The sequence below is a fragment of the Streptomyces sp. NPDC002602 genome (assembly GCF_042889445.1).
GTDB lineage: Bacteria > Actinomycetota > Actinomycetes > Streptomycetales > Streptomycetaceae > Streptomyces.
On the sequence record NZ_JBIAQX010000001.1, the window covers coordinates 544,114 to 566,657 of the forward strand.

The window sequence follows — 22,544 nt, forward strand, 5'->3', positions numbered from 1 at the left end:
CTCGCGTTCACGCGCGCCGCACCGATGAGTTCCGGGCGGCCGGGAAGTCTGAACCCGTGTAGCCGGACGAACCGCGAACAAGGAGCGCAGAGCCATGGGCAAGCTGACCCTCACCACCTTCCTCAGCCTCGACGGCGTGATGCAGGCCCCCGGGGGACCGGAGGAGGACACCAGCGACGGCTTCCGGTACGGCGGCTGGACCGTGCCGTTCGCCGACGAGGGCATGGGGGAGTTCATCACGGAGGTCTTCGACCGCGCCGGGGCGTTCCTGCTCGGGCGCCGGACGTACGACATCTTCGCCGGGCACTGGCCGCGGTACACCGATCCCACCGACCCGATCGCGAGCCGACTGAACGGACTGCCCAAGTACGTGGCCTCGACCACGCTCAAGGAGCCCGCCTGGGCCGGGACCACGGTGATCGACGGCGAGCACCTCCCGGCCGAGATCACACGGGTCAAGGACGAACTGGAGGGGGAACTGCAGGTGCACGGCAGCGGCGCCCTCGCCCAGTGGCTGCTGGCGCGCGATCTCGTCGACGAGCTGAACCTGCTGGTCTTTCCGGTGTTCCTCGGCGCGGGGCGCCGACTGTTCCCGACGGGGGGCCTGCCGACCGCCTGCGAGGTGGTCGACTCCCGCACCACCACGAAGGGCACGTCGATCCACACCTACCGCCCGGCGGGCCGGGCCGCCTTCGGCTCCTTCGCCTGACCGGAGGCGGGTCCCGCCGCGAGCGACCGCCAAACCGCTCGACCGGCGTGATCACGCTCGGGTAGCGTGGTCACGCCCCGTGCGAGCCACCGAAGTCTCCACCCGCCTCCTGCCGTTGGAGAACCGGTGTCCACCGTCGCCGCCCCCGCCCCCGTCGCCGCCCCCGGCCGAGCCTGGCTCGCCGATCTGCCGGTCCTGCTCGTCGCCGTCGTCTGGGGCGGCAGCTACCTCGCCGCCAAGGGGATCACCACCACGCACACCGTGATCGCGGTGCTCGTGCTGCGCTTCGCGCTCGTCCTGCCCGTCCTCGTCGTCGTCGGTCTGCGGCGGCTGCGCGCGCTGAACGCCGCACAACTGCGCGGCGCCGGGCTGCTGGGCCTCGTGCTCGGCGGGATCTTCCTGCTGGAGACCTACGGGGTCGTCCACACCTCCGCCACGAACGCCGGGCTGATCATCAGCCTGACCATGATCTTCACCCCGCTCGCCGAGGCCGCCGTCCGGCGCGTGCGGCCCTCGACCGGATTCCTCGGCGCCGCCGCCGTGTCCGTCGCGGGCGTGGTGCTGCTCACCCAGGGGGCCGGCTTCACCGCCCCGGGCCTCGGCGACCTGCTCATCCTCGGCGCGGCCCTCGCCCGGACCCTGCACGTCCTGCTGATGGCCCGGATCAAGGCCGTCCAGGACGCCGACCCGCTCTCCCTCACCACGGTCCAGCTCGGCGGCGCCGTCGCGGTGTTCGCCCTTCTCGCCCTGCTGCCCGGCAGTGGCGCGAGCCCCTGGGAGACCGCCGTCGCCTTCGATTCCCGCCAATGGGCGGGGCTCGTCTTCCTGGCCGTCCTCTGCACCCTCTTCGCCTTCTTCGTGCAGATGTGGGCCGTACGCCGCACCTCGCCCTCCCGCGTCAGCCTGCTGCTGGGCACCGAGCCCCTGTGGGCGGCCGCCGCCGGCATCGCGATCGCCGGCGAGCGCCTCGGCGCCGTCGGTCTCGTCGGGGTCGCGCTGGTACTCGGCGGCACCGCCTGGGGCCGGCGCGCCGCAGCCTGAACGAATGGCCGAAAGCCGCTCCTTCGAGGTCAACTACACGTCTAGGCTGGCGACATGCCGGTTCTGGACCTCAGTACGATCGCCGAAGACTTCAACGAAAACCCGTACCCCCACTACGCGCGGCTGCGGGAGATCGCCCCGGTCCACCGCGTCAAGGCGGTGGACGGGCAGGAAGTCTGGCTCGTCGTCGGTCACGACGCGGCCCGCCAAGCCCTCACCCACCCCGACGTCTCCAAGAACTGGCTGACGTCCGGGCTGTACACCGACCGCGAGAAGACCGACGCCAGCGCCAACATGATGCGCGCCGACCCGCCCCACCACACCCGGCTGCGCCGGCTGGTCTCGCGGTCCTTCGCCCCCGGCCGGATCGAGACCCTGCGGCCCCGCATCCAGCAGATCGTCGACGGGCTCCTCGACGACATGGCCGCCCTGCCCGAGCGGCGCGCCGACCTGATCGACGCCTACGCCCGGCCGCTGCCCATGACGGTGATCTGCGAACTCCTCGGGATACCGGAGGACGCCCGGGGCCCCTTCCACGAGTGGGTCACCGAGATCGTCTCGCCGACCGGGGTGGAGACCGAGAACGCGGCCCTGCGCGCGATGACCGCGTACCTGGCCGAACTGACCGACGCCAAGCTCGCCGAACCGGGCGACGACCTGCTCAGCGACTGGACCACCAGCCGCGGCGAGGACGGGGACCGGCTCTCGCGGCAAGAGCTCGTCGCCATGGCCTTCCTGATGATGATCGGCGGCCACGAGACCACCGTGCACCTGATCTCCAACGCGATGCGGGCCCTCTTCGCCCACCCCGACCAGCTCGCGGCCCTGCGCGCCGACCTCGACGGGCTCACCGACGGAGCCGTGGAGGAGGCCCTGCGCTACGACGGACCGGTGGAGACGGCCACCTTCCGTTTCGCCCGCGCGGACCTGGAGATCGGCGGCGCGCTGATCGAGGCCGGTTCCCCCGTCCTGGTCTCCCTCGCCGGAGCCGACCGGGACCCCGCGCGCTTCGCGCGTCCCGACACCTTCGACATCCGCCGCCCCGGACGCGGCGGCGGCCACATCGCCTTCGGCCACGGCATCCACCACTGCGTCGGCGCCCCCCTGGGCCGACTGGAGGGCCGGATCGCGATCCGCTCCCTCCTGGAGCGCTTCCCCGACCTGGAGGAGGAGCCGATCGAGCACGCGTGGGTGCCCGGCATCCTGGTCCGGGGCGTCCTCGGCCACCCGGTGCGCTGGTAGCCGGCCGGGCGCCCGCGATGCCCGGCGGCTCACAGGTCCGGCAGCTCCTCCAACCGCACCCGGCGCCGTTCCCGCCGGGACAGCTCGCAGGCCTCCGCGATCCGGAGCGCGGCGAGCGCCTCGCGGCCGTCGCAGGGATTGGGTCCCTCGCCGCGCACCAGCCGTACGAAGGCCGCCAGCTCCGCCTCGTACGCGGGGGCGAACCGTTCCAGGAAGCCCGTCCACGGCTTGCTCGCCGCGGGCGGGCCGTGCGGCTCCGTCGAGGCGATCGGCGTACGGTCGTCCAGCCCCGTGGAGACCTGGTCCCGCTCCCCGGCGAGTTCCATCCGCACGTCGTACCCGGCGCCGTTGCAGCGGGTGCCGGTACTGCTGACCAGCGTCCCGTCGTCCAGGGTGAGGACGGCCACCGCCGTGTCGACGTCACCGGTCTCCCGGAACACGGACGGACCCGCGTCCGACCCGGCCGCGTACACCTCGGTCACCTCGCGCCCGGTGACCCAGCGGACCATGTCGAAGTCGTGCACCAGGCAGTCCCGGTACAGCCCGCCGGAGCCGGCCAGATAGGCCGCGGTCGGCGGCGACGGATCGGCCGTCGTCGTCCGTACGGTGTGCAGTCGCCCCAGCGCACCCGAACGGACCAGCTCCCGCGCCGCGGCGTAGCCCTCGTCAAAGCGGCGCATGAACCCCAGCTGGAGCACCCCGCCCAGCGCCGTGACCTCGCGCAGCACGTTCAGGGTGCGGGTCAGGTCCGGTGCCACCGGCTTCTCGCAGAACACGGGCAGCCCGCCGCGCACCGCCCGGACGATCAGTTCGGCGTGTCCGTCGGTGGAGCAGCACACGACGACCGCGTCCACGCCCCAGGTGAAGACCTGCTCCACGGTGGGCGCGGCCGTGGCGCCCAGCCGGTCCGCGAGCCGCGCGGCCCGAGCGGGGTCGACGTCGGCGAGCAGCAGCGAGCCGGCGTCCGGGTGGCGGGCCAGGGCGGCCGCGTGGAACGAGCCGATCCGGCCGGTTCCGATGAGCCCGATGCGCATGCACTCAACGTGACCCCGTATGGGGGACCTGTCAATCCGCCCGACGCCGCCCCGATGGGCTCCCGTGGTCCACTGTGGCGGATACTGGGCGGCTGGAACCGGAATGGACCGCTTTGACATCGATCCGCTTCGACATCCGAGAAGTGCAGGACAAAGGAAGGGCGCGGCGACGTGGCTAGGGTTCGGACAGGGGTGGGCGTCGTGGGCGTCGTGCTCGCGGCGGTACTGGGTGCCTCCCTCGCGGGGTGCAGCAGTACGGGTGGCAAACGAGCCGAGGAGCGGGCGAAGGCCGCCGAGGCCGGCCGGCCCGCCGTGTCCACCCCGCGCTGGACCTTCGCGATGGTCACCCACGCCGGGGACGGCGACACCTTCTGGGACATCGTGCAGAAGGGTGCCAAGGAGGCCGCGGCGAAGGACAACATCAAGTTCGTCTACGCCCACGACGACCAGGCTCAACAGCAGGCCCAGTTCGTGCAGAACGCCATCGACCAGAAGGTCGACGGCATCATCGTGAGCCTGGCCAAGCCCGACGCCCTCAAGGACGTCGTCGCCAAGGCCGTCAAGGCCGGCATCCCGGTCGTCACGGTCAACTCCGGATCCGCCCAGTCCGCCGAGTACGGGGCCCTGACCCACATCGGCCAGGACGAGGAGATCGCCGGCGAGGCGGTCGGCACCGAGCTGGCCAAGCGCGGGAAGAAGAAGGCCGTCTGCGTCCTGCACGAACAGGGCAACGTCGGCCACGAGCAGCGCTGCGCCGGGGCGAAGAAGTCCTTCGGCGAGTCCGGCGGGGTCATGGAGAACCTCTACGTCGAGGGCACCAACATGCCCTCCGTGCAGTCGTCCCTCCAGGCGAAGCTCCAAGCGGACCCGTCCGTCGACGCGATCGTCACCCTCGGCGCGCCCTTCGCCGCCACCGCCGTCAAGGCCAAGGACGCGGCGGGCAGCAAGGCCGAGGTGGACACCTTCGACCTCAATGAGTCAGTGGCCAGGGACCTCAAGTCGGGCGCCCTCGGCTTCGCCGTCGACCAGCAGCCCTACCTCCAGGGGTACGAGGCCGTCGACCTGCTCTGGCTCAACCTCTACAACGCGAACGTCCTCGGCGGTGGCCGCCCGGTCCTCACCGGACCGGCGATCGTCACCGGCGCCCAGGCCGCCGAGCTGGAGAAGTACATCAAGCGGGGCAGCCGATGAGCGCGACCGCCGGTGCGACGGTCGACGAGCGGCTGGCCCCCACCTCGCTCGTGCGCCGTCTGCTGGCCCGCCCCGAGCTGGGCGCGGTCGTCGGCGCGGTCGCCGTCTTCGTGTTCTTCTCCTTCGCCGCCGACAGCTTCCTGCGCGCCTCCAGCCTCAGCACCGTCCTGTACTCGGCCTCCACCATCGGGATCATGGCGGTGCCGGTGGCCCTGTTGATGATCGGCGGCGAGTTCGACCTGTCGGCCGGCGTCATGGTCACCACCTCGGCGCTCGTCAGCTCGATGTTCAGCTACCAGATGACCGCGAACGTCTGGGTCGGCGTCCTGGTCTCCCTGCTGGTCACCCTGGCCATCGGCTTCTTCAACGGGTTCATGCTGACCCGCACCAAGCTGCCGAGCTTCATCATCACGCTCGGCACCTTCCTGATGCTGACCGGCCTGAACCTCGGCTTCACCAAGCTCATCAGCGGCTCCGTCTCCACCAAGAGCATCGCCGACATGGAGGGCTTCTCCTCCGCGAGGGCCCTGTTCGCCTCGCAGTGGACCATCGGATCGGTCACCCTCAAGGTCACCATCCTGTGGTGGTTCGCCCTGGTCGCCGTCGCGACCTGGATCCTGCTGCGCACCCGAGCCGGGAACTGGATCTTCGCGGTGGGCGGCGGGGCCGACGCGGCCCGCGCGACCGGCGTACCCGTCGTGAAGACCCGCATCGGGCTCTACATGGGTGTCGCGCTCTGCGCCTGGATCTCCGGGCAGCACATCCTCTTCTCGTTCGACGTGGTGCAGTCCGGCGAGGGCGTCGGCAACGAGTTCCTCTACATCATCGCGGCCGTCATCGGAGGCTGTCTGATGACGGGCGGCTACGGCTCGGCCATCGGCTCGGCGGTCGGCGCCTTCATCTTCGGCATGACCAGCAACGGCATCGTGTACGCCCAGTGGAACCCCGACTGGTTCAAGTTCTTCCTCGGCGCGATGCTGCTGCTCGCCACACTGCTCAACGCATGGGTCCGCAAGCGGGCGGAGGCGAAGTGATGACCGACACCCCGACCAAGGCCGTGCACGACGGCGCGACCGCCCTCGTCAGGCTGACCGAGGTCAGCAAGTTCTACGGCAACATCAAGGCCCTCCAGGGGGTCTCCCTGGAGGTCTCCGCCGGCGAGATCACCTGTGTCCTCGGCGACAACGGCGCCGGCAAGTCCACCCTCATCAAGATCATCGCGGGGCTGCACCGGCACGACGCCGGCACCTTCGAGATCGAGGGCCAGGAGACCGTGCTGGCCAACCCGCGCGCGGCCCTCGACCACGGCATCGCCACCGTCTACCAGGACCTCGCCGTGGTCCCGCTGATGCCGGTCTGGCGGAACTTCTTCCTCGGTTCCGAGCCCACCAGGGGCCGGGGCCCCTTCCGCCGCCTCGACGTGGACCTCATGCGCGCGACCACCCGGGCCGAGCTGCTCCGGATGGGCATCGACCTGCGGGACGTGGACCAGCCCATCGGCACCCTGTCCGGCGGCGAGCGCCAGTGCGTGGCCATCGCCCGGGCCGTGTACTTCGGAGCGAAGGTCCTCGTCCTGGACGAGCCCACCGCGGCCCTCGGAGTCAAGCAGTCCGGCGTGGTCCTGAAGTACGTGGCCGCCGCCCGCGACGCGGGCCTCGGGGTGGTGTTGATCACGCACAACCCGCACCACGCGTACCTGGTCGGCGACCGTTTCGTGCTCCTCAAGCGGGGCACCATGGCGGGCAGCCACACCCGCGACTCGATCACCCTCGACGAGCTCACCCGACAGATGGCGGGCGGGTCCGAGCTCGACGAACTGAGCCACGAACTGGAGCGAGTGGCAGAATCGGGAGCGGACGGGCCGCCGTCCGACACAGCCGACCCGGCTCCCCCCACCCCGCGGACCACCAAGGACGACACGACTCGATGAGCACGTACCGGGACTTCTCGCTCGCCCACCGGGGGTCGGCGCGGGGCACCGTCCTGCGGACCGTCGGGACCCGTGAGCGCCGGTCACTGCTGACCGCCCCCCGGGTCCCCACCGTCGGCATCGACATCGGCGGCACCAAGGTCATGGCCGGGGTGGTGGACGCGGACGGGGTCATCCTGGAGAAGATCCGCGCCGAGACCCCCGACAAGTCCAAGAGCCCCAAGGTCGTCGAGGACACCATCGTCGAACTGGTCCTGGACCTCTCCGACCGCCACGACGTGCACGCGGTGGGCATCGGCGCGGCCGGCTGGGTGGACGCCGACCGCTCCCGCGTCCTGTTCGCCCCGCACCTCGCCTGGCGCGACGAGCCGCTGCGCGACGCCCTCCAGTCCCGGCTCGCGGTCCCCGTCATGGTCGACAACGATGCCAACACCGCGGCCTGGGCCGAGTGGCGCTTCGGTGCCGGACGCGGCGAGGACCACCTCGTCATGATCACGCTGGGCACCGGCATCGGCGGCGCCATCCTCGAAGGCGGCCAGGTCAAGCGCGGCCGCTACGGGGTGGCCGGCGAGTTCGGGCACATGCAGGTCGTTCCCGGCGGCCACCGCTGTCCCTGCGGCAACCGCGGCTGCTGGGAGCAGTACAGCTCCGGCAACGCCCTGGTCCGCGAGGCGCGCGAGCTGGCCGCGGCCGACTCCCCGGTCGCCTACAACATCATCGCCAAGGTCGGCGGCAACGTCCACGAGATCACCGGCCCGCTCATCACCGAGCTGGCCCGCGAGGGCGATGCCATGTGCATCGAGCTCCTCCAGGACATCGGCCAGTGGCTGGGCGTCGGCATCGCCAACCTCGCCGCCGCCCTCGACCCCTCCTGCTTCGTCATCGGCGGCGGCGTCAGCGCCGCCGACGACCTGCTCATCGGACCCGCCCGGGACGCCTTCCGGCGCCACCTCACCGGCCGCGGCTACCGCCCCGAGGCCCGGATCGCGAAGGCCCAACTCGGCCCGGAGGCCGGCATGGTCGGCGCCGCCGACCTCGCCCGACTCGTCGCCCGACGCTTCCGCCGCGCCACCCGTCGCCGCGTGGAGCGGTACGAGCGCTACGCCCAGTTGGGCCGCCGAGACCTCGGCGGCGCCAAGGACCGGGAGCAGGAACAGCAGTGACCCCGCCCACCCTGCCCCACCAGGCTCCCGCTCCCGACGCGGAAGGCAGACCCCGCCCCCCGGCCGAGGACCGCCGACACGTGGTCCGGCGCCGCTGGATCACCGCGATCATCATCGTGCTGCTGATCGGGGTCCCCGCGGGCTACCTCGCCGTCTCCGCCCAGCAGAGCCGCCAGAGCGGCCGCGACAAGGCCGCCAAGGTCGGCGCGGTCCACGTGCGCCCCGCATGGCCCTCCAAGGTGCAGCGCAGCATCTACGAGGTGCCGATCCCCGATCAGGCCTCGGCCGTGGGGTACCTGGAGACCAACAACTGGCACACCAGCCGGCTCTACACCGAGTTCGCCCTCACCCCCGAGCAGTTGGACACCTTCCTGGCCGACGCGGGCACCCGTCGGGAGGCGCTGACCCGGGGGGTGTCGATCTCCGATCACGACGCCCGGATCGCCGGCTGGAACTGGCAACCGGACCATTCGTGGTTCGGCATCACCCTGGACGCCAAGGAACCCCGCCCCACCAGGGACATCACCGTCGACCTGAGCGACCCCGCGGTCCCCAGGGTGTACGTGGTCTCCACCGCCATCCCGTAGCCGGGTCCGCGCGCCGCCAGGCCGTCTCTTTCGGATCTTGCCTGACCCGCGCCGCCCGGCACCGCACCTCGCCGCGTTGTCGGACGGCCCGAGTACGTCCAGTACAAGAGGCAGTCCTCCGCCTTGCGATGCACCGCACCGGACACCGCGACCCGGCAAATTCCCGGCCACAGCACTAGCCTGGGGATCATGAAGCTCACCAAGCGGCTCCACTCCTGCGTCCAGTTGGAGAAGGACGGGCGCGTGCTCGTCATCGACCCGGGCGCCTTCAGCGAACCCGACGCCGGCCTGGGGGCCGACGTCCTGCTGGTCACGCACGAGCACCCCGACCACTTCGAGGAGGGCCGGCTGCGCGCCGCCCTCGACGCGAACCCCGCCGCCGAGCTGTGGACCCTGCGCAGCGTCGCCGAGAAGCTGGCGCCGGCCCACCCCGGCCGGGTGCACACGGTGGGGCACGGGGACGCCTTCACCGCGGGCGGATTCGAGGTGCGGGTCCACGGCGAGCTGCACGCCGTGATCCACCCGGACATCCCCCGGGTCACCAATGTCGGATTCCTGGTCGACGGTTCGCTCTTCCACCCCGGCGACGCGCTGACCGTGCCCGAGACCCCCGTGGACACCCTGATGCTCCCGGTGCACGCGCCCTGGAACAAGGTCTCCGAGGTGATCGACTACCTCCGCGAGGTCAAGCCCCGGCGCGCCATCGACATCCACGACGCCTACCTCGCGGACCTGGCCCGGCCGATCTACGACCTGGCCCTGGACAACCTGGGCGGCACCGACCACGGCAGGCTCACCGCCGGGGAGGCCACGGACCTGTGACCGTCGGTGCCGGGCGGTAGGTTGGGTGGCATGCGTATCGCCACGTACAACGTCAATTCGATCACCGCCCGGCTGCCGCGCCTGCTGGCCTGGTTGGAGTCCTCCGGCACGGACGTCCTGTGCGTCCAGGAGACCAAGTGCTCCGCCGAGCAGTTCCCGCACGCGGAGCTCCGCGAGGCGGGATACGAGGCCGCGGTCAACGCCACCGGCCGGTGGAACGGCGTGGCCCTGCTCTCCAAGGTGGGCCTCGACGACGTGGTGACGGGCCTGCCGGGCGGGCCCGACTACGAGGGCGTCCAGGAGCCCCGCGCCATCTCCGCCACCTGCGGCGGGGTGCGCGTCTGGTCGGTCTACGTGCCGAACGGCCGCGAGGTCGAGCACGACCACTACGGCTACAAGCTGGACTGGTTCCGCGCCCTGGCCGCCGCCGTCGCCGAAGACGCGGCCGGCCCCCGTCCGTTCGCGGTGCTCGGCGACTTCAACGTGGCGCCGACCGACGAGGACGTGTACGACCCGGCGGTCTTCGCGGGGCTCACGCACGTCACCCCCGCCGAGCGCGCCGCCCTGGAGGCGCTGCGCGAGGCCGGTCTCTCGGACGTCTTCCCGCGCGCGCTCAAGTACGACCGTCCGTACACGTTCTGGGACTACCGGATGCTCGCCTTCCCCAAGAACAGGGGCATGCGCATCGACCTGGCCTACGGGAACGCCCCCTTCGTCAAGGCCGTCACCGACGCCTACGTGGACCGCGAGGAGCGCAAGGGGAAGGGCGCGTCCGACCACGCCCCGGTCGTGGTGGACCTGGACCTCTGATTCCTGCGCGCCCTGTGGCCGGCGGCGGATCCGGGTGCCAGGCTGGTTCGCATGAACATCCCCTTCCTGGACAACTGGCTGAACCGGAACGAGAAGGAACAGGGCGCGGGACTCGCCGCCGCCCTCGTGGATGATCCCGAGGGCGTCGCCGAGTTGTTCTCGGAGTGCGAGATGCTGCGCGCCCAAGCCCGCTCGGCAGGGCTCGAACTCGACGGGAGCCCGGCTTCGTTGGAGGCGCTCGACCAGCTGATGCCACGCTGGCGACGGGATCCCGAGGCCGTGCCGTGGCTGGGCAACGACGCCGGTTTCTACCTCGGGACGGTGATCATCCGCAGCATCCCGGGCACCGTCTGGCAGGTGTGGCCGAACGGGCAACCGGTGATCCGGCTGGCCTCGGGCCGGGAGCTGAACGTGGTCGAGTCCGGGGTGTCCTGGGCGATGACCGGATCCCCGGAGTTGTCCCAGGCGTACGCCGAGGCCTCGGAGGGCTGATCTCCGGCGCCTTTATGCGGCATTTAGGCGTGTCGTGGCGAAGTGCCCTTCCACGGCTGGATAGTTTGCGCTGACCTCGACACACCGACAAGTGGGCAGGGCAGCGTATGGCCGTCGATCCGTTGATCGAGCTGCGGGACGTCAACAAGCACTTCGGGCAGTTGCACGTGCTCCAAGACATCAACCTCACCGTCGGCCGCGGGGAGGTGGTGGTGATCATCGGCCCCTCCGGTTCCGGCAAATCGACCCTGTGTCGGGCCATCAACCGGCTGGAGACCATCGAGTCGGGAGCGATCACGCTCGACGGGAAGCCGCTGCCGGCCGAGGGCAAGGAGCTGGCGGCACTGCGCGCCGAGGTGGGCATGGTCTTCCAGTCCTTCAACCTCTTCGCGCACAAGAGCGTCCTCGCCAACGTCTCGCTCGCGCAGGTCAAGGTCAGGAAGCGCAAGAAGGAAGAGGCCGACAAGCGCTCACGCGAGCTGCTGGACCGGGTGGGCCTCGCCGACCAGGCCGAGAAGTACCCCGCCCAGCTCTCCGGCGGCCAGCAACAGCGCGTGGCCATCGCCCGGGCCCTCGCCATGAGCCCCAAGGCCCTGCTCTTCGACGAGCCCACGTCGGCGCTCGACCCGGAGATGATCAACGAGGTGCTGGAGGTCATGCAGCAGCTGGCCTCGGAGGGCATGACCATGGTCGTGGTCACCCACGAGATGGGCTTCGCCCGCTCCGCCGCCAACCGCGTGGTGTTCATGGCCGACGGAAAGATCATCGAGGACCGCACCCCGGAGGACTTCTTCACCGCTCCCGAGAGCGACCGGGCCCGGGACTTCCTCTCCAAGATCCTCAAGCACTGAGGGGCCGGCCCGTGAAGCTCTCCCGTCGATCCCGCCTGCCCGGGGTCCTCCTCGCCCTCGCCCTGCTCGCCTCCGCGGTCGGCTGCGGCAAGGACGGCAGCCCACCCGTCAAGGGGCCCCAGCCGGAGGACCTGCCCACCTACAAGGTCGCCACCGACTTCAAGCTGCCCGAGTCCCCGACCTGGCAGCGGGCCAAGAAGCGCGGTCACCTCGTCGTCGGCGCCAAGGAGGACCAGCCGTACATGGGGGAGAAGGACCCCGCCAGCGGACGCTACTCCGGCTTCGACATCGAGATCGCCAAGATGATGTCCGCCTCCCTGGGCTTCGACCCCAAGACGATCGAGTTCAAGACGATCGCCTCCGCCAACCGCGAGACCGCCCTGCAGAACGGGCAGATCGACTACTACGTCGGCACCTACACGATCAACGACAACCGCAAGAAGCAGGTCGGCTTCGCAGGCCCGTACTTCATGGCCGGCCAGTCCCTCCTCGTGCGCAAGGACGAGAAGGACATCAAGGGCCCCGAGGACCTCGCCGGCAAGAAGGTCTGCTCCGCGGCGGGCTCCACCCCCTACCAGCGCCTCCAGAAGGAGCACCCCGAGGCCGTGCTGGTCTCCTACGACACCTACTCCGTCTGCGTGGACAACCTGCTCACCTACCAGGTCGACGCCGTCTCCACCGACGACTCGATCCTCCTCGGCTACGCCGCCAAGGTCCCCGACGAACTGAAGGTCGTCGGCGAGCCCTTCTCCAAGGAGCCCTACGGGATCGGCGTCCCGCGCGGCGACAACGCCCTGCGCTTCGCCCTCGACGACGCCCTGGCGGAGAACGAGAAGAACGGCAACTGGAAAAAGGCCTACGAGGCCACGCTCGGCCTGTCCGGCGAGCCCGCCCCGACGCCACCACCCATCGACCGATACCCGGCGAGCTGAGAGGAGCGGAGCCACCTCCATGGACGTACTCACCGAGAACTTCGCGATCTACGGCAAGGGATTCCTCGGGACCCTGCAACTCACCTTCTACGCCTCCCTCCTCGCCCTGGTCCTGGGCTTCGTGATGTGCTCCTTCCGGGTCGCGCCCGTCGGCTCCTTCCGGGTCTTCGGCACGGTCTGGGTCACCGTGCTGCGCAACACCCCGCTCACCCTGCTGTTCTTCGCGGTGCTGCTGGGCCTGCCGCGCTTCGGCATCGTCCTGCCCTTCCAGCTCTTCGCGATCCTCGCGCTCGGCTGCTACACCTCCGCGTTCATCTGCGAGGTGCTGCGCTCGGGCATCAACACGGTGCCCAAGGGGCAGGGCGAGGCGGCCCGGAGCCTGGGGATGTCCTTCGACCAGACCCTCGGCACGGTGGTGCTGCCCCAGGCCTTCCGCTCCGTCATCCCGCCCATCGGTTCCACGCTGATCGCCCTCGCCAAGAACTCCGCCATCGCGGGCGCCTTCAGCGTCAACGAGCTGCTGGGCACCTACAAGACCCTCAACGAGCTGGGCTACAGCATCATCTGGACCTTCGTCTGGATCGCCGTGGGCTACCTGATCATCACCCTGTCCATCAGCCTTCTCTTCCACGTGCTCGAAAAGCGGTTCGGAGTCGCCCGATGACCGCGCACACGCTCCACGGGGACCTGGAGTCCAGTGCCCTCTACGACATCCCCGGTCCTCGGGCCCGGCGCCGGCACTTCCTCTACGGGGTCATCTCCACGGCGCTGATCCTGCTGGTGCTCGGCTGGATCCTCTACCTGCTCTTCGACACCGACCAGTTCACCGCCGCCAAGTGGACCCCCTTCGAGTACAAGGGCATCCAGGAACTGCTGCTCAGGGGGCTCGGAAACACCCTCAAGGCCTTCGCGTACGCCTCCGTGCTCTCGCTGGCGCTGGGCGCGGTGCTGGCCACCGGGCGGATGTCGATCCACCGTCCGGTGCGCTGGCTCGCCACGCTGTGCGTGGAGTTCTTCCGGGCGATGCCCGTCCTGGTGATGATCTTCTTCATCTTCGTCGCGCTGAAGGTCCAGCCGCTGCCCGCGCTGGTGGCGGGGCTGACCCTCTACAACGGCTCGGTGTTGGCGGAGGTCTTCCGCACGGGGATCGATTCCGTCGAGAAGGGCCAGCGCGAGGCCGCCTACGCCCTGGGCATGCGCAAGACCCAGGTGATGACCTTCGTCCTGGCCCCGCAGGCGGTCCGGGCGATGCTGCCCACGATCATCAGCCAGCTCGTGGTGGCCCTGAAGGACACCTCGCTGGGCTACCTGATCACGTACGAGGAGTTCCTGCACGCGGGCAAGCTGATCGCCTCGAACCTGGACTACGACCTGCCGTTCATCCCGGTCGTCATGATCATCTCTCCCATCTACATCGGCATGTGCATGCTGCTGTCCTGGTTCGCCACCTGGGTGGCGCGACGGCAGCGGCGCAATCCGAAGACCGAGGCGGTCACCGTCGCCCCGGCCGAACCGGGAACGGCGCTGCCGGGCGGACGCACGTAGTCCGCCCGCGGCCCGAAGAGCCAACCCGCCCGGCGGCAGCCGCGGTCACTGCTCGCGCAGCGGCACCGAGACGTACGAGGGATCGGTGCGCGGCGAGGAGAAGGTCAGCTGCGCGCCGGTGGGGTTGTGCTCGATGTAGAGCGGGTCGACGGTGTCCACGACCAGGGCGAGCCGATGGCCGGCCGGGACGTCGTAGGCGGTGGAGAAGAGGTCGAGGTCCACCCCGAAGGCCTGGTTCGGCGTCTTCCCGTGGAAGGTGTACGGGGCGTTGCTGACCAGCCTGCCGAGGCCGAGCGGGCCGACGTCGTAGAGGTACGCGACGAAGGTGCCGTCCGCCTTGGTGGGCGTGACGGTGGTGTGCACCTTGACCGTGCCGCGGACCCTGCGGACCTCGTCGTGCCGGTCCGACTGCCAGACGGCCGCGAAGGCGCGGGGGAGGAGCGGGATGGAGGCGACCGGGGGCGCCTTGACGAACTGGTCGAGGATGCTGGAGAGGAACAGGGTGCCGCCGTTGGCGCCGGAGTCGACGTTGGCGAACACGTGCTCGCTGTCGGAGAGCGCCAGCCGCTGCGTCCCGCCCGAGCCGACCGACTTCCAGTCCGCGTAGCCCTCGTACCCGTCGGTGCTGCGGGACTTGATCTGCACCGGGGCCTCGGAGTCCACGCCGTTGCGCTCGCCCTTGAGGTAGCGGTCGAACCAACGGCGGGCATTGGTCCAGGTGTCGTTGGGCAGTCCGAACAGGCCGGTGGCCTCGGCGGTGGCGTGGTCGCCGGGGCGGAACTCCAGGCGCTTGGGGCCGGTCAGCTTCTCGAAGAAGTCGGCGTACTGGTTGGGCGGGAAGATGGTGTCCCCCCAGGCGTTGCCCAGCATGATCGCGGCGCCGTTGGTGTTGATCCGGTCCACCTCGTAGGCGGCGGAGCGCTTCTTGCCCCAGTCGATCATCTGCTGTTCGCGGTCCAGTCGGGAGCCGAGGAAGTCGTCCAGGATCCGCTGGAGTTCGGGACCGGGCCGGCCGGTGATCCGCCCGGCGACGCCGAGCATCCCGGCCGCCTGGCGGTGCTGGGTGCGGCCGGAGTAGATCGACTCGACGATGTCGGCCCAGCCGCTGAGCGCGACCACGGCCTTGATCCGGGGGTCGCGGGCCGAGGCGAGCAGGCTGATGCCCGCACCGTAGGAGACCCCGCCGAGACCGACGCGCGCGGCGTCGGCCGGGGTGTTGGCGAGGGCCCAGTCGATGACGGCGGAGACATCGGCGGTGTCGGCCGGGCCGGCCGTCTCGATCTGGCCGCCGGAGAGCCAGAAGCCCCTGGAGGTGTAACTGACCACGACGTAACCGGAGTCGGCGAGCTTCTTGGCCTGGGCGACGTACTCGATCTGCGGCAGGCCCCAACTGGTGGGCAGCACGATCAGCGGGTACTTCGCGCCGGCCCCGGCGCCCGCGGGGGTGAGGACGTTGCCCTTGAGGGTGATGCCGCCGGAGCCGGGGATGTCGTGGAAGCGCAGTTCCGACGAGGCGTCGGCGGTGGCGGTGGGCCCGGTGACGGGGGCCGCCTGGGCCTGGTGGGGGGTCAGGCCCAGGGCGGTTGCCGCGAGTACGGCCGCCACGGTCGCTGCGGCCGCCGCGGTGCTGGTGGTGCGGACCATCTGTCGCTCCTCGCGTACGCCGTTGTCAAAGTGACCCGACGGTAACGGGAGGGGCTTACCCTAGGTAACCCATGAGTAAGTTACGTACGGGTAACGATTGACTGAAGTTCAACGCACCGGCCCGCATCGGAAGGTGTCGCGTGGTCAGCCGTTCTGCGGCGCGCCGTTCAGCGCGCTCTTGGCCTTCCATTCGTCCCAGGACAGGTTCCACTCGCCGTACCCGTTGCCGATGTCCGCGCGTCCCTTGGAGCCGCTGCCGACGACCTCGAAGGGATCGCCGACCTGCACCTGCTCGTAGAACGCCGCCGCGTTGGCGTCGCTCATGCCCACGCAGCCGGAACTGGCGTTGGCCCTGCCGAAGTTCGCGCTGTTCCACGGGGCGGCGTGCGCGTACATGCCCGACCAGGTCAACCGCATCGAGTAGTCGACCATCTTGTCGTAGGAGTCGCCCAGGCCCACCGTCTGGGAATCCATCCGGATGGTGCCCTCCTTCGCCATCACCACCATGGTCCCGGACCAGGAGGCCTTCTGGCCGCCCGGGGTGCCGGCCGAGATCGGAATGGTCTTCACGACCTGGCCGCCCTCGGTGACCGACAGCTTGTGAGTGTCGAGATCCACCTTCACCCGACGGTCCTTGCCGATCTTGAACTCGGTGGAGTAGTCCTTGGCGAACAGCCCGCCGCCCGCTCCGGAGTCGACACCGTTCAGGTTCATCTCGACCTTCACCGCGGTGCCGGACTTCCAGAATTCCTTCGGTCGCCAGTCCACTCGGTCATTGCCGGAATAGTCCTTGAACCAACCCCATGAACCCTCGGTGTTGTTCGACGTGGTGACCTTCAGGTGCTTCTCCACCTCGGCCTTGTTCTTCACCGGGTTGTCGAACACGATCGAGACGGGCTGCGCCACACCCACGACCGGGGTGACCCGGCCCGGATTGATCGTCACCTTGTTCACCTTGTCGGCCGCGGACGTCTTGAAACGGGCTTCCGCGCTCTGGCTCTCCGCGTTCTGCGCCTCGACCCGGTACTCGGCCCCCGGGGCCGCGTTGCGCTCCGACGTCCAGGTCCTGCCGTCGGCGGCTATCCGACCGGCCAGCTCACCGCCCTTGCCGTCCGTCACCTTCACCCGGGCGAGCCTGCCGTCCGCGATGGTCACCGTGACCGGTTGGCCGGCCTTCGCCTCGCCGCCCGTCGCGTTGACCGAGATCGCCATGGTGGCCTTCTCGTCCTTCCCCGCCTTGCCGTCGCCGGCACCGGCGGAACCGGAACCGCCCCCGCAGGCGGTCAGTGCGAGGGACGCCAGCGCGGCGGCGCCGGCCAGTGCGGCGGTTCGACCGCGCGCCCGCGTGAGGTGACGGCGCGACGGGTCGATTCGGCGTGTGCGGCTCAACGGAAACCCCTCCGAAGTAATGATCGTTCGTAAAGGGAGAGTGCGCACGAGGGCCCCGGGTTGCGGATTTCGACAGAAAGATCGGCCGCGGTGCTGTGACATGCGCCGCAGTGAATCGTGCAACCGAACGCCGATTCCCGATCGGGACCCGCGCCGCGAAATGGACGGACGTCCTCCGGGCGCGGGTGAAAGGACTTACGGCCCTCCCGTCAGGGACCCCGGCTCTGGCGGACGGCCGATCCGACGTCGACGCGGTGGTCCGATTCCCGCCGAACCCGCGGCGCCCGCGCCCCCTCACCCCTCCCACCGGATCCGGCGGGTACGACATCCGCGGGGTACCCTCCCTCCTCGGACTCGGCGAACACGCGTTCACCGCCGGTCGGATCGCCGAAGCACCAGGCAAGCGGGAGAGACCCTTGAACGGACACGACAACATCGCGCGCGACCGGGCCCTCGCGGCCCCCCGTGCCCACCGGTGACCGCCCCCACCGAGACGAGACCGGCGCCGGACGGCGCTCCGGCGGCGCCCGCCAAGGGCTCCGTGCTGCGCAGCGGCGCGCTGATGGCCGCCGGTTCGATCGTCTCGCGCGCCACCGGCTTCGTCCGCTCCGCCGTGGTCGTCGCCGCGCTCGGGACCCACTTCCTCGGTGACGGCTACGCCGTCGCCAACACCATCCCCAACATCGTGTACATCCTGCTGATCGGCGGCGCCCTCAACGCCGTCTTCGTACCCGAGCTGATCAAGGCGGCCAAACGCCACGAGGACGGCGGCGTCGCCTACACGGACCGACTGCTGACCGTCTGCGTCCTCGCGCTCCTCGTGCTCACGGCCGCCGCGGTGCTCGCCACGCCGTGGATCGTCCGGGCCTACGCGCCCGACGGCTACAGCGCCGCCCAACTGGACACCATCGTGGCCCTGGCCCGGTTCTGCCTCCCGCAGATCCTCTTCTACGGGCTGTTCACCCTGCTCGGGCAGGTGCTGAACGCCCGGGGCCGGTTCGGGGCGATGATGTGGACCCCGATCCTCAACAACCTCGTCCTCATCGCCGTCTTCGGTTTCCACCTGTACGTGTCCGTCGGCGGGGACGAGGTGCTGAGCGCCTCCGAGACCCGACTGCTCGGCATCGGCACCACCGCCGGCATCGTCGTCCAGGCACTCGCCCTGATCCCGTCGCTGCGCGCGGCCGGCTTCCGCTGGCGCCCCCGCTTCGACTGGCGCGGCAGCGGCCTCACCCGCCCGCTGCGCAACGCGGGCTGGCTCGTCGCCCTGGTCCTCACCAACCAGTTCGCCTACTGGGTCGTCACCCTGCTCTCCACCACCGCCGGCCAACTGGCCGACGACTCCGGGGTCGCGGGCGGCGCCGGCTACGTCGCCTACAGCAACGCCTACCAGCTGTGGGTGGTTCCGCAGGGCATCGTCACCGTCTCGCTGGTCACCGCCCTGATGCCGCGGATGAGCGCCTCGGCCGCCGACGGGGACCACGCCGCCGTCCGCCGCGACGTCTCGTACGCACTGCGCTCCAGCGCCGCCCTCGTCGTGCCCGCCGCCGCGATCTTCGCCGCCCTCGCGCCCTGGGTGACCGCGAGCGTGCTCCAGTACGGGAAGGTGGGGCCCGCCGACAGCGAGGTCATCGCCGGCATCCTCATCGCCTTCGCACCCGGCCTGGTCGCCTTCTCGGCCCAGTACGTGCTCGCCCGCGGCTTCTACGCGCTCTCCGACACCCGGACCCCGTTCTTCCTGAACCTGGTCATCGTCGTGCTCACCGCGTCGCTGGCCTACACCGCCCACGCCCTGCTCCCGCCGCGCTGGGTCGTCACCGGCATCGCCGGCGCCACCTCCCTCGCCTACCTGGCGGGCGCCGCGGTCACCGCGTACGCCCTCGCCCGCCGGCTGGGCCCGCGCCCCAAGACCCCCGCCGGGGCCCGGACCACGGCGCTCCGTACCCACCTGCGGCTGCTCCTGGCCTGCGTGCCGGCGGCGGTCGCCGGATACGGGGCGGCCCTGGCGTGTGACGCGTTCGGCAGATTCGCCGCGGCCGGAGCGGGAACCGCGACGATCGCCCTGGTCGTCATCCTCCTCGCAGGGCCGCTGCGCCTGACGGAGATCACCGACCTGCTCGAATCCCTCCGCCGGAAGACGGGCCGGTAGGGGGAGGAAGGCACCCGAACCACACTGGATACTGACCGGATGCCACGCGTACTGCTGATCGAGGACGACCCTTCCATCAGGGAAGGGGTCGCCCTCGGCCTGCGCCGCAGAGGTCACGAGGTGAGCACCGCCGAGACCGGGGAGGAAGGCCTGGCCCTGATGGCCGTCTTCCGACCCGAGCTGGTGCTGCTCGACCTCATGCTGCCGGGCATCAACGGCGTCCAGGTATGCCGCCGCATCCGTGAGACCAGCCAGGTCCCCGTCATCATGCTCACCGCACGCGGCGACGACTTCGACATCGTTGTCGGCCTGGAGGCGGGCGCCGACGACTACGTCGTCAAACCCGTCCGCACCGAGATCATCGAGGCCCGAGTCAGGGCCGTGTTGCGGCGCCTGGTCGCCCCGACCGACGGCCGCTCCGGGATCGAGCCGCACGGTGAGCTCGCCGTGGACCGCGCCGGTCTGACCGTCACGAAGAACGGCACGCACGTCCCGCTGGCCCCCAGCGAACTCAAACTGCTGCTGCACCTGTCGGCCGCCCCCGCGCAGGTCTTCTCCCGCCGGCAACTGCTGGAGTACGTGTGGGAGCACAGCTACCACGGTGACGCCCGCCTCGTCGACGCCTGCGTCCGACGCCTGCGCCACAAGATCGAGGACCCGGACGCCGCCCCTCGCTACATTCAGACCGTGCGCGGCTTCGGCTACCGCTTCGGCCCCCTCTAGGCCGTCTCTTCCGGATCTTGCCTGACCCGCGCCGCCCGGCACCGCACCTCGCCGCGTTGTCGAGGCACCCGAGGACGTCCAGTACTCGGGAGCCTCTCCGCCTTGCGATGCACGGCACCTGACGACGCGGGCCTGACCGGCAAGATCCGAAAGAGACGGCCCAGACCGTCCCTCGGATCGTGTCGGGCCGTCGCGTTCCGTCCTCTTGCGGGGCGCGCGCCCCGACCGGCACCGTGATCCCATGGCTCCCGCCCCCACGCACGGCGACACGGACGTCCCCGACGTCTTCGACCCCCGCCTGTACGCCGAAGGCATCCCGTACACGCGCTACCGGCTGCTCCGCGACCGGCACCCCGTCGCCCGGCAGGCCGAACCGGAGGTCCTCGGCTGGTCCGCGGGCCCCGGCTTCTGGGCCGTCACCCGACACGCCGACGTCGTACGGGTCCTGCGGGAGCACAGCACGTACTCCTCGTGGCTCGGCGCCACCCAGATCCGCGACCCCGACCCCGCCGACCTGCCCTTCCTGCGCCGCACCATGCTCAACCAGGACCCTCCCGGGCACGGCCGGCTGCGGCGGCTCGTCGCCCGCGCCTTCACCCCCGCCCGCGTCGACGCCTTCGCGGGCCGGGTGCGCGAGCGGGCCCGGGCGCTGCTGCGCGCCGCCCGCGAAGGCGCCGAGGACGGGGCCACCGACCTGGTGTCCGCGGTGACGGACGAGTACGCGCTGCTCAACCTGACCGACCTGATGGGCATCCCGGCCGCCGACCGCGGCCTGCTCCTGGAGTGGACCGTACGGGTCATCGGCTACCAGGACCCCGACGACGCCCCCGAACCGTTGCTCGGCCCGGACGGGAAACCCCTCAACCCCCGCTCCCCGGCGCTGCTGGGCGAGATGTTCGGATACGCCCGCGAACTGGCCGCCCACAAGCGGGCGCGTCCCGGCGACGACGTGATGACCGCCCTCGCGGAAGCCGAACTGGAGCCCGCCGAACTGGAGATGTTCTTCTTCCTGTTGACCGTCGCGGGCAACGACACCGTACGCAGCGCCGCGCCCGGCGGCCTGCTCGCCCTCGCACGCGACCCGGACGGCTATCGACGGCTCGCCGCGGGGGAGGTACCCATGCACCGGGCCGTGGACGAACTCCTGCGCGTCCACCCGCCCGTGCTCAGCTTCCGCCGCACCGCCTCCGTGGACACCGAACTCGGCGGGCAGCGGATCCGCGCCGGAGACAAGGTGGTGGTCTTCCACGCCTCCGCCAACCACGACGAGCGGGTCTTCACCGCACCCGACCGACTCGACCTCGGCCGCGCGCACAACCCGCACGTCTCCTTCGGCGACGGACCACACGTCTGCCTGGGAGCCCACTTCGCCCGGCTCCAACTGCGCATCCTCTACGAGGAGTGGCGCACACTGATGCCCCCGCCCGAATCGGCCGGCCCGCCGCGCCGGCTGGTCTCGAACTTCATCAACGGGATCACGCGGCTGCCGATGCGGGTGTCCGGGCCGACCGGGTGACATCGGCCAACAGCTCGGCCACGTCCGGTCCGTAGGCGTCGGAGTTGACCACCTTGAGCACGACGCAGAAGGAGTCGTCACCGTACTTGCGGGCCAACTCACGGTGGTTGCGCGCCAGATAGCGGGCGCCCGCCTGGTTGCTGATCGCGGTCTGCCCGGAGATCAGGAACACGGGCCTGCTCCCGGGTCCCGTCGTCAGCCGGGCCAGCACCACGTGGTCCACCAAGCCCTTGTTCCAGCGGTACGTCTCCTCGCCGACGATGATGGCGCCCCGGTCGGGACCCGCCGCCGTGCTGACGTCCACCCGGATGCCCGGCAGCATCGACCCCAGGTGGGCGGCCGTCCGCGCGTTGGAGACGGGACCGCCGACACAGAACTCGGCGCGCTCGCCGAAGCCTTGGCGGACCGTGTCCTGGGAGACGATCTGAAGGTTCGCGCCGCAGTCCTTGATCAGGGCGGATATCTCCAGCAGCGCGAAGGCGTCGTTGCGGTGCACCGACCCCTCCGTGCCGCCCATCTGCCGGTTGACCACGAACAGACAGTCCGAGCCGGACGGCAGCCCGAAGAAGGCCTGCTTGCGGCGGAGCGTGCGGCGCCACAGGTAGGTACGGGCGAACCAGCCGAAGCCGCCGCTGATGGCCGTGGCCACCACGCCGAGCACGATGTTGCGCACGTCGTCGTTCATGGCGCGGATGTTAACCCGCGCGAGGCCGTCCTGACGCGGGGGGTGCGGTGAAGTTAGAGTGCCGGCCTGGGCCTGTGGCACGGGGTCTG

At 70.6% G+C, this 22,544-nt stretch carries 22 protein-coding genes; 18 read left to right on the top strand and 4 right to left on the bottom strand.

What is annotated here, in order from left to right; all coding sequences use genetic code 11:
- Positions 1 to 94 precede the first annotated feature (94 nt).
- The 3 genes from ACFYW3_RS02080 (at position 95) to ACFYW3_RS02090 (ending at position 2,992) form a co-directional block, all read left to right on the top strand.
- A complete protein-coding gene (locus ACFYW3_RS02080; protein WP_351760503.1) occupies positions 95 to 709 on the top strand; it encodes a dihydrofolate reductase family protein in 615 nt (204 codons plus the stop codon).
- A 126-nt stretch (positions 710 to 835) separates the two neighbouring features.
- Positions 836 to 1,750: a DMT family transporter gene (locus ACFYW3_RS02085; protein WP_389385263.1), complete on the top strand. Its 915-nt coding sequence runs from the start codon at positions 836 to 838 to the stop codon at positions 1,748 to 1,750.
- Positions 1,751 to 1,804: 54 nt separating this feature from the next.
- A complete protein-coding gene (locus ACFYW3_RS02090; RefSeq protein WP_351760508.1) occupies positions 1,805 to 2,992 on the top strand; it encodes a cytochrome P450 in 1,188 nt (395 codons plus the stop codon).
- Positions 2,993 to 3,021: 29 nt separating this feature from the next.
- On the opposite strand, the gene ACFYW3_RS02095 is transcribed toward ACFYW3_RS02090, so the two are convergent.
- The gene (locus ACFYW3_RS02095; RefSeq protein ID WP_351760510.1) at positions 3,022 to 4,026 is read right to left on the bottom strand and encodes a Gfo/Idh/MocA family oxidoreductase; all 1,005 of its coding nucleotides are present in this window, start codon (positions 4,024 to 4,026) and stop codon (positions 3,022 to 3,024) included.
- Positions 4,027 to 4,197: 171 nt separating this feature from the next.
- Between ACFYW3_RS02095 and ACFYW3_RS02100 the strand changes: the two genes are divergently transcribed.
- The 12 genes from ACFYW3_RS02100 (at position 4,198) to ACFYW3_RS02155 (ending at position 14,349) form a co-directional block, all read left to right on the top strand.
- On the top strand, positions 4,198 to 5,217 hold the full coding sequence (locus tag ACFYW3_RS02100; RefSeq protein ID WP_389385264.1) for a sugar ABC transporter substrate-binding protein: 1,020 nt from the start codon (positions 4,198 to 4,200) through the stop codon (positions 5,215 to 5,217).
- Positions 5,214 to 6,251: an ABC transporter permease gene (locus tag ACFYW3_RS02105; RefSeq protein ID WP_351760515.1), complete on the top strand. Its 1,038-nt coding sequence runs from the start codon at positions 5,214 to 5,216 to the stop codon at positions 6,249 to 6,251. Before ACFYW3_RS02100 ends, ACFYW3_RS02105 begins: the two co-directional genes overlap by 4 nt.
- Positions 6,251 to 7,147, top strand: a complete 897-nt coding sequence (locus ACFYW3_RS02110) for an ATP-binding cassette domain-containing protein (RefSeq protein ID WP_389385265.1) — start codon at positions 6,251 to 6,253, stop codon at positions 7,145 to 7,147. The genes ACFYW3_RS02105 and ACFYW3_RS02110 overlap by 1 nt, the downstream gene beginning before the upstream one ends.
- Positions 7,144 to 8,310, top strand: a complete 1,167-nt coding sequence (locus ACFYW3_RS02115) for an ROK family glucokinase (protein ID WP_351760521.1) — start codon at positions 7,144 to 7,146, stop codon at positions 8,308 to 8,310. Before ACFYW3_RS02110 ends, ACFYW3_RS02115 begins: the two co-directional genes overlap by 4 nt.
- The gene (locus ACFYW3_RS02120; protein WP_351760523.1) at positions 8,307 to 8,897 is read left to right on the top strand and encodes a hypothetical protein; all 591 of its coding nucleotides are present in this window, start codon (positions 8,307 to 8,309) and stop codon (positions 8,895 to 8,897) included. Before ACFYW3_RS02115 ends, ACFYW3_RS02120 begins: the two co-directional genes overlap by 4 nt.
- A gap of 189 nt (positions 8,898 to 9,086) precedes the next feature.
- Positions 9,087 to 9,719, top strand: a complete 633-nt coding sequence (locus tag ACFYW3_RS02125) for an MBL fold metallo-hydrolase (RefSeq protein ID WP_351760526.1) — start codon at positions 9,087 to 9,089, stop codon at positions 9,717 to 9,719.
- 30 nt (positions 9,720 to 9,749) lie between these two features.
- The gene (locus tag ACFYW3_RS02130; protein ID WP_266969179.1) at positions 9,750 to 10,529 is read left to right on the top strand and encodes an exodeoxyribonuclease III; all 780 of its coding nucleotides are present in this window, start codon (positions 9,750 to 9,752) and stop codon (positions 10,527 to 10,529) included.
- Positions 10,530 to 10,580: 51 nt separating this feature from the next.
- The gene (locus ACFYW3_RS02135) at positions 10,581 to 11,021 is read left to right on the top strand and encodes a DUF6278 family protein (RefSeq protein ID WP_329441319.1); all 441 of its coding nucleotides are present in this window, start codon (positions 10,581 to 10,583) and stop codon (positions 11,019 to 11,021) included.
- Positions 11,022 to 11,128: 107 nt separating this feature from the next.
- Positions 11,129 to 11,872 carry an amino acid ABC transporter ATP-binding protein gene (locus ACFYW3_RS02140; RefSeq protein ID WP_389385266.1) on the top strand — a complete coding sequence of 248 codons (744 nt, stop codon included), beginning with the start codon at positions 11,129 to 11,131 and terminating at the stop codon, positions 11,870 to 11,872.
- An 11-nt stretch (positions 11,873 to 11,883) separates the two neighbouring features.
- Complete coding sequence (locus ACFYW3_RS02145; RefSeq protein WP_389385267.1) at positions 11,884 to 12,804, top strand: glutamate ABC transporter substrate-binding protein; 921 nt, start codon at positions 11,884 to 11,886, stop codon at positions 12,802 to 12,804.
- Between the two features lie 19 nt (positions 12,805 to 12,823).
- On the top strand, positions 12,824 to 13,468 hold the full coding sequence (locus ACFYW3_RS02150; RefSeq protein ID WP_351379135.1) for an amino acid ABC transporter permease: 645 nt from the start codon (positions 12,824 to 12,826) through the stop codon (positions 13,466 to 13,468).
- Positions 13,465 to 14,349, top strand: coding sequence for an amino acid ABC transporter permease (locus ACFYW3_RS02155; protein WP_351760534.1), 885 nt, complete (start codon positions 13,465 to 13,467; stop codon positions 14,347 to 14,349). Before ACFYW3_RS02150 ends, ACFYW3_RS02155 begins: the two co-directional genes overlap by 4 nt.
- Positions 14,350 to 14,394: 45 nt before the next feature.
- On the opposite strand, the gene ACFYW3_RS02160 is transcribed toward ACFYW3_RS02155, so the two are convergent.
- Together ACFYW3_RS02160 and ACFYW3_RS02165 are read right to left on the bottom strand one after the other, a co-directional pair.
- On the bottom strand, positions 14,395 to 15,993 hold the full coding sequence (locus ACFYW3_RS02160; RefSeq protein ID WP_389385268.1) for a CocE/NonD family hydrolase: 1,599 nt from the start codon (positions 15,991 to 15,993) through the stop codon (positions 14,395 to 14,397).
- A gap of 144 nt (positions 15,994 to 16,137) precedes the next feature.
- A complete protein-coding gene (locus tag ACFYW3_RS02165; protein WP_389385269.1) occupies positions 16,138 to 17,382 on the bottom strand; it encodes an Ig-like domain-containing protein in 1,245 nt (414 codons plus the stop codon).
- Positions 17,383 to 17,857: 475 nt separating this feature from the next.
- Here ACFYW3_RS02165 and murJ point away from each other — a divergent pair, with 475 nt between their 5' ends.
- From murJ to ACFYW3_RS02180, 3 genes are all read left to right on the top strand, one after another.
- Entirely contained in the window at positions 17,858 to 19,531 is a 1,674-nt protein-coding gene (gene murJ, locus ACFYW3_RS02170; RefSeq protein ID WP_389385270.1) for a murein biosynthesis integral membrane protein MurJ, read from the top strand.
- 39 nt (positions 19,532 to 19,570) lie between these two features.
- The gene (locus ACFYW3_RS02175; RefSeq protein WP_351760542.1) at positions 19,571 to 20,254 is read left to right on the top strand and encodes a response regulator transcription factor; all 684 of its coding nucleotides are present in this window, start codon (positions 19,571 to 19,573) and stop codon (positions 20,252 to 20,254) included.
- Positions 20,255 to 20,495: 241 nt separating this feature from the next.
- A complete protein-coding gene (locus ACFYW3_RS02180) occupies positions 20,496 to 21,770 on the top strand; it encodes a cytochrome P450 (RefSeq protein WP_389385271.1) in 1,275 nt (424 codons plus the stop codon).
- On the opposite strand, the gene ACFYW3_RS02185 is transcribed toward ACFYW3_RS02180, so the two are convergent.
- Positions 21,730 to 22,455 (bottom strand): hypothetical protein, encoded by a 726-nt coding sequence (locus tag ACFYW3_RS02185; RefSeq protein WP_351760548.1) that lies wholly within the window; start codon positions 22,453 to 22,455, stop codon positions 21,730 to 21,732. The genes ACFYW3_RS02180 and ACFYW3_RS02185 overlap by 41 nt on opposite strands.
- Positions 22,456 to 22,544: the final 89 nt, after the last annotated feature.